14 protein-coding genes, 1 tRNA gene and 2 pseudogenes are annotated in these 13,269 nt (G+C 33.4%); 14 read left to right on the forward strand and 3 right to left on the reverse strand.

The genetic code is table 11. The annotated features are described in order from the left end of the window. Nucleotides 1-98: 98 nt before the first annotated feature. On the forward strand, nt 99-302 hold the full coding sequence (locus tag CLV62_RS21565) for a hypothetical protein (protein WP_146212777.1): 204 nt from the start codon (nt 99-101) through the stop codon (nt 300-302). A gap of 97 nt (nt 303-399) precedes the next feature. On the opposite strand, the gene CLV62_RS16995 is transcribed toward CLV62_RS21565, so the two are convergent. Then, a complete protein-coding gene (locus tag CLV62_RS16995) occupies nt 400-729 on the reverse strand; it encodes a helix-turn-helix domain-containing protein (protein ID WP_110311980.1) in 330 nt (109 codons plus the stop codon). Between the two features lie 32 nt (nt 730-761). After that, a pseudogene (locus CLV62_RS17000) lies at nt 762-1,102 on the reverse strand (helix-turn-helix domain-containing protein). Nucleotides 1,103-1,476: 374 nt separating this feature from the next. On the opposite strand from CLV62_RS17000, the gene CLV62_RS17005 reads away from it, so the two are divergent. From CLV62_RS17005 to CLV62_RS17030, 6 genes are all read left to right on the forward strand, one after another. Then, nucleotides 1,477-1,560, forward strand: a tRNA-Leu gene (locus tag CLV62_RS17005). Between the two features lie 680 nt (nt 1,561-2,240). Continuing rightward, nucleotides 2,241-3,098, forward strand: coding sequence for a lipoyl synthase (gene lipA / locus CLV62_RS17010; protein ID WP_110311981.1), 858 nt, complete (start codon nt 2,241-2,243; stop codon nt 3,096-3,098). A 4-nt stretch (nt 3,099-3,102) separates the two neighbouring features. Continuing rightward, complete coding sequence (lipB, locus tag CLV62_RS17015) at nt 3,103-3,774, forward strand: lipoyl(octanoyl) transferase LipB (protein ID WP_110311982.1); 672 nt, start codon at nt 3,103-3,105, stop codon at nt 3,772-3,774. A gap of 176 nt (nt 3,775-3,950) precedes the next feature. Next, nucleotides 3,951-4,727: a carbonic anhydrase family protein gene (locus CLV62_RS17020; RefSeq protein ID WP_110311983.1), complete on the forward strand. Its 777-nt coding sequence runs from the start codon at nt 3,951-3,953 to the stop codon at nt 4,725-4,727. Between the two features lie 247 nt (nt 4,728-4,974). Continuing rightward, the gene (locus CLV62_RS17025; RefSeq protein ID WP_110311984.1) at nt 4,975-5,184 is read left to right on the forward strand and encodes a hypothetical protein; all 210 of its coding nucleotides are present in this window, start codon (nt 4,975-4,977) and stop codon (nt 5,182-5,184) included. A 295-nt stretch (nt 5,185-5,479) separates the two neighbouring features. Beyond that, the gene (locus tag CLV62_RS17030) at nt 5,480-5,908 is read left to right on the forward strand and encodes an Hsp20/alpha crystallin family protein (RefSeq protein WP_110311985.1); all 429 of its coding nucleotides are present in this window, start codon (nt 5,480-5,482) and stop codon (nt 5,906-5,908) included. A gap of 84 nt (nt 5,909-5,992) precedes the next feature. Here the strand turns inward: CLV62_RS17030 and CLV62_RS17035 are convergent, their stop codons facing one another. Continuing rightward, on the reverse strand, nt 5,993-6,730 hold the full coding sequence (locus CLV62_RS17035) for an HAD family hydrolase (protein WP_110312038.1): 738 nt from the start codon (nt 6,728-6,730) through the stop codon (nt 5,993-5,995). A gap of 517 nt (nt 6,731-7,247) precedes the next feature. On the opposite strand from CLV62_RS17035, the gene kdsA reads away from it, so the two are divergent. From kdsA to CLV62_RS22380, 7 genes and pseudogenes are all read left to right on the forward strand, one after another. Next, nucleotides 7,248-8,045, forward strand: coding sequence for a 3-deoxy-8-phosphooctulonate synthase (kdsA, locus tag CLV62_RS17040; RefSeq protein WP_110311986.1), 798 nt, complete (start codon nt 7,248-7,250; stop codon nt 8,043-8,045). A gap of 88 nt (nt 8,046-8,133) precedes the next feature. Next, nucleotides 8,134-8,706: a Maf-like protein gene (locus tag CLV62_RS17045; protein WP_110311987.1), complete on the forward strand. Its 573-nt coding sequence runs from the start codon at nt 8,134-8,136 to the stop codon at nt 8,704-8,706. A gap of 28 nt (nt 8,707-8,734) precedes the next feature. Then, nucleotides 8,735-9,961, forward strand: a complete 1,227-nt coding sequence (locus CLV62_RS17050) for a CinA family nicotinamide mononucleotide deamidase-related protein (RefSeq protein WP_110311988.1) — start codon at nt 8,735-8,737, stop codon at nt 9,959-9,961. 81 nt (nt 9,962-10,042) lie between these two features. After that, nucleotides 10,043-10,585: a hypothetical protein gene (locus tag CLV62_RS17055; RefSeq protein WP_110311989.1), complete on the forward strand. Its 543-nt coding sequence runs from the start codon at nt 10,043-10,045 to the stop codon at nt 10,583-10,585. Between the two features lie 124 nt (nt 10,586-10,709). After that, nucleotides 10,710-11,252, forward strand: coding sequence for a glutathione peroxidase (locus CLV62_RS17060; protein WP_110311990.1), 543 nt, complete (start codon nt 10,710-10,712; stop codon nt 11,250-11,252). A gap of 140 nt (nt 11,253-11,392) precedes the next feature. Then, a complete protein-coding gene (locus CLV62_RS17065; RefSeq protein ID WP_110311991.1) occupies nt 11,393-12,520 on the forward strand; it encodes an OmpA family protein in 1,128 nt (375 codons plus the stop codon). Nucleotides 12,521-12,646: 126 nt separating this feature from the next. Then, nucleotides 12,647-13,261: pseudogene (locus CLV62_RS22380) on the forward strand (PD-(D/E)XK nuclease family protein); the annotation flags it as partial. Between the last annotated feature and the right edge of the window lie 8 nt (nt 13,262-13,269).

Genomic DNA, 13,269 nt, shown 5'->3' on the forward strand with positions numbered 1-13,269 from the left:
TCTTTTATTCATGCTTCTTTCATTGTTTTGTATAGAATTTATTCAAAGGTATGAATAATTAAATCTTTATTGTGTAAAAATAACACCTCAAAACGGGTGTGAAATCTAACTTATTTATTATCTGTATTTTTGTTTTATCGGTTTTAAATGTATCGAATGAACGCTCCGGGCAACCCATGAGTATAAAAGAGATTATAGATGCGAATAAGGATCGTATTATAATTGCTTCGGTAAGTAAACCAAAGGATAATGAGGATACAGGTGATATAAAGAAGAAGGTATCCAAGGGGATAAAAATGTAGTGAAAAATCCCGCCTTGTTATCACAACAAAACGGAACGCAATGAAAGAATGTAAAACCTAAAAAAAAAGAATAATGAACAAACCAAATCAATATTAATTAACTATCAACAATCTCTTCTTCTAAATTATCCGAATCGTTTCCTTTATCCTTCCCAAAATTCAGGCGTATGAAATTGCTGACATCCAACTCCTTGTAAAAAGTTTTCTGGTATAGAGTCTGATAGGGTAGTTCTCCCGAAGAACGATACCGCTGCAATGTCCGTTTAGAAATATTCAACAACTTACATAAGTCGTAGTTGTCATATAAAAGCTCGCCGTCAAGATAGCATCGCTGCTTTGCCATACTAACGAGTGTCTTATCTATTTTATCCAGACGCTTGATTATGTATTGCATCTTTTTCTTAAAAAGTTCTCTTTCTATAAACATAATATTAGGCTTTAAAATGCGAAGTAATATCTCTATTCCCGGAATCTCAGTGAATAGTTCCTTTTAAAATCATCTATCGTATAACGGGATCGGATTTGATAATCCGCTCATCCAGGCAACGCTCTATTTCTGAGAGCCGATATAAACATCTGCCACGAAGCATAGAATAGCTTATTATATTCTCCTTTCGTAAGCGTTGTAATGTGCGGGTACTGATGCGTAATAATTCAGCCACCTCATTACTATCCATCCAGATGTCATTATCAGAGTCTTTACCTTTAGATTGCTCCGCTTTTACGACAAAGCTTGCAATCTGGTCTATTTTTGCTACCAGCTTTTTGAAAGCTTCACTGTCAATTGTTATAACTTCCATATTTGATTAATTTTGTTTTCATAATGCAAATATGGAATGATTTGAAAAGGTAGTTTTCATACTCGCTAGCGACTCGCCTAATTTTTTTTTGAAAATGTTTGTTTGATCTTAGCGATACAAGGAAAAAGAAAGAAAAGTGATTTAAGACTTGTGTAATTAAAAAAAAGAGACTAATTTTGAACCCGAAAAGAAAAACAGGTTGCCAGAGGACGCTTGTATGACAATTTAAGACAGAAATAAGTAACTAAATCGCTACTTAGTCTTTAAGTTAATTTGGAAAAACGTTTATCTTCAAGAATATAGCGAATAAGGGTGAGAATCCCGTCTTTCGCTCAAATGTGGCACTGGTCACATTTTTTTTTCTTAAAACTTCAGCACACGTGGTGAAATTGGTAGACACGCTACTTTGAGGGGGTAGTTTCGGTAACGATGTGTGAGTTCGAGTCTCATCGTGTGCACAACTTCTAAAGTAAAAAGCCCGCATTCAGTGGGCTTTTTCTATTATAATCATAGCTATGTAAGGCATCGAACAATATCACGATCAAAATTAATTAGAAATAGAAACGCACAAATAAAACAGCTACGTATACAACAGCTAATAATACACCGACAACAGAAACATATGATAATATTCGAGCCTGTTTGACGTACCCCAACTTACTAAGAATTAAACCTAATACAATAGCAATAAGGTTTAATATAAACATCCACTTTACAATATAAAAAATTAAAGACATCATCTTCAAAAGTAGCAAAACAAATTAATATATCAATAAGCAAACTCCAAAAGGATAAAAACAGACCGATATATAATTATACTCTTTTCCTATCTCTGCATGTTTAAATCATATAATTCATTTAGTTACATAGTCATCAAACATATCTATTTAATATAGAGATAACTCATAGAACTTTATGAGCTACTCAAACGTTTACATTATGTGTTTTTCATAGTATTAGATTTAAGGTTAATAATGGAGATTGGTTGTCGGGATGACAACCATTTCTTTTATGTATTAACCACTCCTTTATTATAGAGGAGCTTCTAAAACAATACAATTTCTAGCTAAGAGAGAAATTATAAATAGTTCCTCTTATATTTGTTACTAATAATACTTTAAATAACGATTAAAAATACATGGAAAGAGTAAAAAAACCTGAATGGTTAAAGATTAAACTAGGTGGAGGAAAAGGATATTCTCATACACAAAAATTGATTCATGACAACAGTCTAAATACTATATGTGTAAGTGGAAAGTGCCCTAATTTAGGTCATTGCTGGAGTATGGGTACAGCTACATTTATGATATTAGGTGATATCTGTACGCGTTCTTGTAAATTTTGTGCAACTAAAAGTGGAAGACCCTTACCTCTGGATGAATCTGAAATTGGAAAAGTAGCCGATAGTATTCAGAAAATGAATCTGAGGTATTGTGTAATAACCTCTGTTGACAGAGACGATTTAGCAGATCAGGGAGCTAACTACTGGGCTAGAATGATTAACGAAGTAAAGAGACGAAACCCAAATACTAAACTCGAGGTATTGATTCCTGATTTTGATGCTAAAACCGAATTACTGGATATTGTTTTTGAAGCTAAGCCCGATGTTTTAAGTCACAATATGGAGACAGTAAGGAGATTAACAGCCCAAATAAGAAGTCGTGCCAGATATGATCGAAGCCTTGAAGTACAAAAATATGCAGCAAGCAAAGGTTTCTTCACTAAATCGGGAATTATGCTTGGATTAGGTGAAACCGAAGAAGAAGTAATAGAATTAATGCATGATTTACGAGACTCTGGCTGCCAATTGCTCACTATTGGGCAGTATTTACAGCCAACCTTAAAACATATTCCTGTAAAAGAATATATACACCCCGACCAATTTGCCAAATATAAAACATTAGGGCTTGAGATGGGATTTAAATTTGTAGAAAGTGGTCCACTCGTTAGATCATCTTACATGGCAGAAACAACATTCAACCAAATTATACAATAATACTATGAAGTTTACAGATTGGGGAATTATTGATTATAAAGAAGCCTGGGATAAGCAGAATGAAATTTTCACCCACTTAATCAGTATAAAAAACACGCCTGACTACTTGAAAAATAAGGATGAATTACAGCAGATAATCTTTTGTGAACATCCGCATGTATATACTCTGGGCAGGAATGGTAATGAAGGTAATATGCTCATCCAAGAAGATCGTCTGGCCGCTTTAGGTGCCACCTACTATAAAACAGATAGAGGTGGTGATATAACATATCACGGTTATGGGCAAATTGTTGTTTACCCCATAGTAGATCTGGATGCATTGGGATTATCTCTGAAGCAATATGTATGTAACTTGGAAGAAGCCGTAATACAGACTTTAGCACACTACAATATAAAAGCAGGAAGAGCCGATGGTGCTACAGGGGTATGGTTTGATTATAATACCTCTACTGCCCGAAAGATTTGTGCAATTGGAGTACGTGCCTCACGTTATGTAACAATGCATGGACTTGCTTTCAATGTATCAACCGATTTATCCTATTACAACCACATAAATCCGTGTGGTTTTGTAGATAAAGGAGTCACTTCTCTCGAAAAAGAGATAGGAAAATCTGTAAATATAGAAGAAGTTAAAAATACCTTAAAAAAAGAACTTATCAAATTATTACATACGTAAAGTGCCTGTTATTGATCTAATTAGATATTTTTTCGATTGGTATTATTTTGTATCAGATTCACAAATTCCATCCAAATATCACCTTCAGATTAAATAAAGCTTAATCTTATTCGAAAACTATTTTATTAGATGTTTGTTAATCTATATGTATTTAACTATATAAACTTTGATTATTTATGAAAAAGAAAGCTTTATTAGGATTACTATCCTTATGTTTAGTATTAGTATCAACTTCGTGTAAAGACAAGGCTAAAGTAGAAGAAAAAACTGCTGCAGCTGTCGAAGGAACTGTTCAGATCCCAGAAGCCGAAGTTTTGACCAACACTGTTCTAACAGCAGCAGAACAAGCAGCCTTAACTCCTGCAGATGTACTTAATCTACTTAAAGAAGGAAACAAAGAGTTTACAGAAGACAACCTTACAGTTCGTAACAACACTCAACGTGTGAGAGATGCTGCAACAGGTCAATTCCCTAAAGCTGCTATCCTATCTTGTCTAGATTCTCGTGTACCTGTTGAAGATGTTTTCCACAGAGGTATCGGTGATCTTTTTGTTGCTCGTATTGCCGGTAATATCGTTAATGAAGATGTACTAGGTAGCTTTGAGTTTGCAACTAAAGTATCCGGAGCAAAAGTTATCGTTGTATTAGGTCACGAATATTGCGGTGCTGTTATGTCTGCAATCGATGATGTAAAACTTGGTAACATTACTGCTTTGTTAGCTAAAATCAAACCTGCTGTAGCATCTGCCGGTAAAACATTTGAAGGTGAAAAAACTGCTGCAAATCCTGCATTCGTAGAAGCAGTTTGTGATCACAACGTTGAACTAGCTATCGAACAACTTCGCACTAAGAGTCCTATTTTGAAAGAAATGGAAGATAAAGGTGAATTATTGATCGTTGGAGGTGTATATGATATGAAAACAGGAAAGGTTAATTTCTTTGACAAGAAATAATTTTAACAGACCTCCTTTTTGATACATCTAACAATCAAAACATTACATTTTTTTACAATTAAAAAAGCGTCAAACAAGATACTAACCAGCTACTAATAAGAGAATTATAGCTCAACAGCATCACTTAACAATCATTACACTTAGAGCGTTTTTATTTAAACCAAATTAACGGTAAAATTCTCTAAAACTAGTATATATTTGATGCGTGTTTAACAAGTATGTTTCACTTATTTAATTGAAAAAAATTATGAAAAAAGTAGTTCTTTCATGCGTTATGATGATTGCTCTTTTAGCATCTGTCAGTGTTATGGCTCAAGATTCAAAAAAAACTGCTGCTCCCGCTAAAGTGAAAACTGAAGCCAAAGCTACAGCTACCACAAAACCTGAATCGAAAAAGGATTCAAAGAAAACTGAGGTAAAGACGGAGAAGAAAAGCAATCCGAGCGTGAAGAAGTAATTTTCAAAGAATTTCATAAAAGAAGATCGATACAAAATTGTATCGATCTTCTCTGTTTTTAATACTATGCAAAAACAAAAAAATGTCAGAATGTCACTTTTCAAACACAAAACGCCAAAATGACCGATTTAAACAAAAACTTCAAAAAACAGAATAACTAACTTATAACAAACAAGATACACACATTGAATATTAATTTTTCTCTAAATTTATAGCCTAAAAAACTGAATTGCATATTATTTGTATTTTTTCATCTGAAAATTATGTAGAACTAAAATAATAGGAGGATTTTAAAATGAATAATAGATTAATGAAATTCGATTCTAGAAAAAGTTTTTTACCATTAATTTTTAATGATGATTTTTTCACAAATTTCTTTGAAGGTAGCGGTTTACCTGCTGCCAATGTTGTAGAGAACAAAGATGAATTCAGAGTAGAGTTATCTGTACCCGGATTCAACAAAGACGATTTTAATGTTGAAGTTGAAAAAAATGTTTTAATCATTTCAGCTAAACAAGAAAATAAACAAGAAGAAAAAGACAAAGAAGAGAAACTTATTCGTCAAGAATTCAGATCTTCATCTTTTTCGAGAAGTTTTGTTTTACCAGAGAACGTTGATATGGAACAAATATCAGCTCAGTATAAAGATGGAGTATTAAAATTGTCTATTCCAAAACTAAATAAAACTCCAGAAGATAAAATTAAAAGAATTGAAATTGAATAAAACCCTTTCTTAATAATGAAAGCCTACTCTTTTGAGTAGGCTTTCATTTTATATTAAATAAGTGTGTAAATACAACTTAATCTATTAGCTATTAATTCCTAGAGTAAAACAATAATCTGTCCAATTATCTAATAAAACCTTCATCGAAGGTAATACTATATCAGCACCGGCATCCCATAAGACTTGTTCATCTAAAGGACCCGTATTTATAGCTATAGTAAAAATTCCGGCAGCCACAGCAGACTCAACCCCCATTGGCGCATTTTCTACCACAATTGCCTGATTAGGTTTTAAACCGCGTCCTTTTTCTAATCCCATAAGATAAGGTTCGGGATGTGGTTTGCCATGCTGTACGTCAAAAGCAGTCACCATTTTATCTTTTTGAAATATATCCGGAAAGTTTTCATCTAACTTTCCTAATAAAGAAGGCTGTCCTGATCCTGTTACAAGAATACAATCCAACCCTTTTTCTTTTACTGCACGAAGCATATCATAAGCATAAGGAATGGTATCCCCATCATTATAAAGGGTAAATAGTTCTGATTTTCTTTTATAAATCCGTTCCTTCTCGTCTTCCGTAGCTTGTCGACCATGAGATCTTTCAATTAATAAATTGATGGTGTTTCCACCCGTACGTCCTTCATGTAAATAGAACTCTTCCGGAGTACAATCAATCCCTTCTTCACTCATTGTTTGATACCAAGAGCGTGAATGATATTTCATTGAATCATAGAGAACTCCGTCCATATCGAAAAGAACAGCTTTAATATCAAAATGAGTATACTTATGTTTTGTTAAATATTCTTGGAATGCAGTAATCATCTCTTTTCTTTTTTGCAAAGGTACGGCTTTTATCGAAGCAATACAATTGGGTCTATTTTTAGAATAGGGAAAAAGCATCAAAAATAATTGATGAAAAACAATAGACACTATGTTTACAGTTTTAATAAGGAATCGAATTATTTTATCTATCCAAGTAAGGATGTATTAAAACCTATCCTTATGAGAGGGAATATATAGGAGGTCTTGATGAAATCACTAAAGTTACAAGAATGAATAAGAGAAATAAGGCAGTGAAAAAGTGTCACTTTTGTTACTTTTGTCACCTTTTAAACAATTAACCACTGATATACAGATGATTATAAAACTCAAAAAAGTAACACACTGTAGTCACCTTCATCACTTTATTGATTACTTTTTGAAACTTTTGTAACGAATGTCACCTTATTAGAGGCTTGATGTGTTTATCCTAATTTTTAAATATAAGCCGTTCCTCTTTCGTTACATTTTTTCGTAACTTGCAAACCTTTTTGAATAACATAAAAAAAATAAATACGAAATGAATATATCTGAATTAAAAAGTGATAATTTTTTCCTTCTGGCAGGTCCTTGTGTAATTGAAGGCGAAGAAATGGCCTTAAGTATTGCCGAAAAGATATTGAATATTACAACAAAATTAAATATACCTTATGTATTTAAGGGTTCTTATCGCAAAGCAAATCGTTCACGAGTTGATTCTTTTACAGGTATTGGAGACGAAAAAGCTTTAAAGATACTAAGAAAAGTGCGTGAAACATTTGGGGTACCCGTAGTTACTGATATACACGAAGCACATGAAGCTGCTATGGCTGCCGAATATGTAGATGTATTACAAATACCTGCATTCCTTTGTAGACAAACAGATCTTTTGATTGCAGCAGCAGAAACAGGCAAAATGGTTAATATCAAGAAGGGGCAGTTTCTAGCTCCGGGAGCTATGAAATTTGCAGCTCAGAAAATCATAGATTCGGGTAATAATAACGTAACACTCACCGAACGTGGCGTTTCATATGGTTATGGCGATTTAGTGGTTGATTTCAGAGGGATTCCTGAAATGCAGGAATTTGGATTTCCTGTTGTCTTAGATGCTACCCATTGTTTACAAAAGCCCAATCAAGCTTCGGGGGTAACAGGTGGTCAGCCTCAGTTGATCGAAACAATGTGTAAGGCAGCAATAGCAGTTGGTGTAGATGGTCTGTTCATAGAAACTCATCCCAATACAGCAGAAGCAAAGTCCGATGGGGCAAACATGCTACCATTAGATCAACTAGAAGGATTACTTACCAAACTAGTTCGAATAAGAGAAGCAATCAGATAAGATCACACACTTATATAATATACTTTGGGGAAAATAATAGTTATAGGCTATTACTTTCCCTAAGGCAGATCATTAAATACTTTTATTTATGGAGTTCAACTATAAAATAATTCTAGCATCCAATTCACCTCGTAGAAAAGAACTCTTATCAGGTCTCGATTTAGATTATGATATTGTGGTTTTACCCGGTATAGATGAATCTTACCCGCAGGATATAAAAAAAGAGGAAGTTGCTTTATATATTGCCGAAAAAAAAGCTAAAGCGTATAAATCACTACTAACAGAAAATTCCTTACTAATAACGGCTGATACAGTCGTTGTTCTAGGTGAAAAAGTATTGGGAAAACCTATCGACGAATTAGATGCTAAAGATATGCTTCACCAATTGTCGGGTAAAACACATCAGGTTATAACAGGTGTTTGCCTTACCACTAAAGGCAAACAAAAAACATTCAGTGTAATTTCTGATGTTCGGTTCTCAAATCTGGATGATTCTGAGATTGAATATTATGTTTCCAAGTATAAGCCATTAGATAAAGCCGGAGCATACGGCATACAGGAATGGATTGGGTATGTAGGTGTAGAATATATTGGAGGGTCGTATTTTAATGTAATGGGATTACCTATACAACGACTCTATCAGGAATTAAAAAAATTCTAAGAATACAATCATTTTCACATATTAATAAATGAAAACAGCAATAATAACTATCGGGGATGAAATTCTGATAGGGCAGATAGTGGACACAAACTCTGCATGGATGTCTAAAAAACTAACTGAAGCAGGTTTTGAAGTCGAAGAAAAAATTTCTATAGCCGATAATGCGCAACAAATAAAAGATACAATAAGGGATGTTTTTCAACGAGTAGATGTTATATTAACTACCGGAGGAATAGGTCCTACTAAAGACGATATTACAAAGAAAACCTTATGTGAATATTTCGGCACAGAGCTCATTTTTGATGAATCGGTTCTTGAAAATATAAATAATGTAATTTCAAATTTCACGACTCTCAATGGTTTAACTCGTGACCAAGCCTATGTTCCTAAAGATTGTACAGTTATTCAAAACAGAGTGGGGACCGCTCCCATCACCTGGTTTGAGCGAGGAGATAAAGTATTAGCATCCATGCCGGGAGTTCCATATGAGATGAAATATAATATGGAAAATGAAATTATACCTCGTCTACAATCTAAGTATAATGCAGAAGCCTACGTTTCACATGTATTGATAGTTGGAGGATATACCGAATCAAATCTGGCAATACATTTAACTGATTTCGAAAATAATTTGCCCGAAGGATTTGGATTAGCCTATCTCCCCTCCCCTCGCTTAATGAAATTGAGGCTTTTTGTAAAAGGAGAACAGCGTAATCCAGAACTGGAAGAAGAAGTTAATAAGCTTAGAATTCTATTAGGAGATGCCATTCTTGCCGAAAAAGATATTCCACTTGAAAAAATAGTAGGAGAGCATTTATCTGAGCAAGGCTTAACTCTCGGAACGGCAGAAAGCTGCACAGGAGGGTATATAGCTCATCTGATTACATCTATTTCGGGATCTTCTCAATACTTTAAAGGTAGCATTGTCTCATATTCAAATGAGATCAAATGCAGCATTTTGAATGTTTCTCAGTCTAACCTTAATGAATACGGCGCCGTTAGCGAACCGGTTGTCATTGAAATGGTGAGAGGTGCCCAAAAAGCTTTAAATGTAGATTGTGCGATTGCTGTTTCGGGAATAGCCGGACCTGATGGAGGAACACCAGAAAAACCTGTTGGAACTGTATGGATTGCCACAGCAATTAAAGACAAAATGGAAGTCAAAAGATACCAATTAGGAAAATATCGCGAAGCAAATATCGTAGGAGCCTCTAATACAGCTATATTACAATTATTACGAATGATAAATGAATAAAATCATTTTGAAACGAGTAATATTATTATACTTTTGTGCGTGCTAAAAACTTAACTAACATTTTTAATTTATTAATAATTTATGAAAGCAATCAGTAAAATTTTCGGACTAATGCTTACTATAGCAGTCGCTTTTAGTTCTTGTGGTGGTGACGATGATAATGGTGATGGTAAATCAGAATACACTTTAAAGGATGCCATATGTAAATATTCACATGATTTGGGAATAGCCAGTGCCGGAGCACAAACAATAACACTGCAAACGACAACTAATTTAGATGATATGCTAAAAGGCTATGACTATGTTGCACCAATTACCGGAGGAACAATGAATCTGACAAAAGTAACATCAATAGAAATTGTCGGTTTAAAAGAGGGCGTTGTACTTCAAAAATTTTCTCTTACCATTAACGGAGTTACAAAAGAATTTGGGGATATAACTACAGCTAAAATCGAATTATATAATGATGTAAATCTTGAATATTTTAAGAATGTATTCAATACAATGGTTTCGCAAAAGAAACTAATTGTCAGTGCAACTTTTACTCCTTCTAGTAAAATTACTGATGCAGATGCACTAAAGGTTAATTTTGCTTTTAATGGAAATTTCACCTATAGGAAATAAGCTTAACTACATAGATTACAGAATACTAAAAAAGAGAGAATTTCAGAATTCTCTCTTTTTTTTATGATCATAAGAACTAAAAACCTTTGGGCGTTGTTATATAACAGACTAAATAAATACTATTATGCATAAAATTATACTCACAATACTCATGACTTTAATTATAAACTCTGCTATGGCACAACAAAAATCGCTATATGATTTTAAGGTAAAGGATATCGATGAAAAAGAATTTGATATGGCTTCCTTAAAAGGGAAAAAAGTCTTAATCGTAAATGTCGCGTCCAAATGTGGTTTTACACCTCAATATGCTCAACTAGAAGAGCTATATAAAAAATATAAAGACCAGAATTTTATTGTTATTGGTTTTCCTTCCAATGACTTTAAAGGACAGGAACCCGGTACAAATGAAGAGATTAAAGAATTTTGCTCTCTTAATTATGGAGTAACATTCCCCATAATGGATAAAGTAACTGTTATAGGAGAAAACAAAGCTCCGATCTATAAGTGGCTAACAGAAAAATCGGAAAACTCAAAATTTGATGCTGAAGTTCAATGGAATTTCCAGAAGTTCATGATAGATGAAAATGGTCAGTTAGTAGATTTTGCACTATCTAAAGAAAGTCCGCTTTCAGAGAAAATTATCAATTGGATAGAAAAGAAATAAATCTCATACAAAGAATTAAATTCAATACAGATAAAATACATTCAAAAAAGTTTCGATATTTTAACTTAAAATCGTAACATTGCAGTCTGGAATAGAGCACTCTATTCTGCATTAATGTAAACTTAATAGAAATTACAAATATGAAAAAGATTATCTTAGTAGTTGCAACAGCATTATTATCAATGACTGGATTTGCACAAGAAAAAGCAATAAAACAATACGGATTTTGGGATAACTGGTTCCTTCAAGGACAAGTAGGAGTTTCTCACACATTTAGCGAAAACTTCAAAAGAACAGATCTTACCAATTTGTTAAGTCCTCATGTTGCTGTATCTGCCGGTAAATATTTTTCTCCGGAAATGGGTGCTCGTTTACAAGTAGGTGGATGGGATGCTAAAAGTTTTAATCCTGCAATTAATGGAACCTATAAGATAAACTATATACAAGCCAGTGTTGATGGATTGTTGAATCTTACTAACTTATTTACAACTTATACAGAAGACCGTTTCTTCAATTTAACAGGTATAGTAGGAGTTGGAGTACTTCACGGATTCAAAAACGAAGACCATGACGTTCGCGTTACTAATAGTGTAGTTCCGCGTGTAGGCTTACAAGCCGATTTCAGATTGAACCAAGATATCAGTTTAAATATTGAAGGTATTGGTAACTTAATGAATGATGATTTTAACGGAGTTGTAGGTGGTACTAAATACGATGCAACACTAAATGTACTTGCGGGTATCACATACCGATTCAACAAACAAGGCTTTGAAAGAGTTGACATAATTGACCCTGCACAAATTCAATCTTTGAATGATCAGATCAATGCTCAAAGATCTCAATTGAGAGATAAAGACAGAGACATTCAAAAATATCAATCCGAGATATCTCGTCTAGCTGCTCAACCTGTAGTTGTAGAAGAAGTAAGAGGTGAAACTGAAGTATTGATGAATGCTGTAGTTGTATTCCGCTTAGGAAGTGCTAAACTTGAACAAAATCAAGATATCAATATCTACAATGCAGCTAAATATTTACGAGAAAATCCTAAAGTAAATATAACTGTTACAGGATATGCTGACAAAGCGACAGGCACACCTGCAATCAACCAAAGACTATCAGAACAACGTGCTCAGGCAGTAGCTGATATCTTAATTAACAAATATGGCATTGCATCAGGCCGTATCAATGTACAAGCTAGTGGCGATAGAGAGCAACCATTCGAAATCAATGAATGGAACCGTGTAGTAGTATTTACTGCAAATAACTAATCAAGTAAGTAAACTCTTATTAGATATATAAAGAAGAAGGTCGCTGATAGTTTCAGCGACCTTCTTCTTTATATATCAATATTTAACACCAAACATATTTTAAATAAATCGAATCAAAAAGAAAATATGAAGAACACTGATTTACCTTTACTATTATCTTTCCTAAGGGATAATAAGATTCCGAATATAATAAAAAAGCCCATTACTTTTTTAGGAATTTCAAAGCAACCTCATTATGAAAATGTATGGTCAAATATCTATGCCTTTTTCCTGGATATAAGTGGAGAACATGGCTTTGAGGATTTATTTTTGAGTAGCCTCATAGAAGTTATAAGCAAGAAAACTGGAAAACAATTTACTTTTGATTCTAATTTCAGAATAACTACCGAATTTACTACACAAGACAACGGACGAATAGATCTACTACTTTGCAATGATTATGAAGCCATCATAATAGAGAATAAAGTTTTTCATTTACTGAATAATAATTTAGATGATTATTGGAATTCCATAAAAGTCTCTAAAAAACAAGGTGTTATCTTATCATTGCAAGCTATTGATTGTAATAATATAAAGAATAATAAATTCGAAAATATTACTCATATTGAGTTAATGAATGTTGTCATGGATAAAATAGGTAAGTATATATCCGGAGTAAGCGACAAATACCTTATTTTCTTAAAAGACTTCTATCAAAATATAATTAATGTAACAAATTCTATGGAAAAAGAACTAATCAATTTTTATTT

Origin of the sequence: Indolivaga alginatilytica (genome assembly GCF_003201355.1) — a bacterium.
Lineage (GTDB): Bacteria > Bacteroidota > Bacteroidia > Bacteroidales > Dysgonomonadaceae > Dysgonomonas_A > Dysgonomonas_A alginatilytica.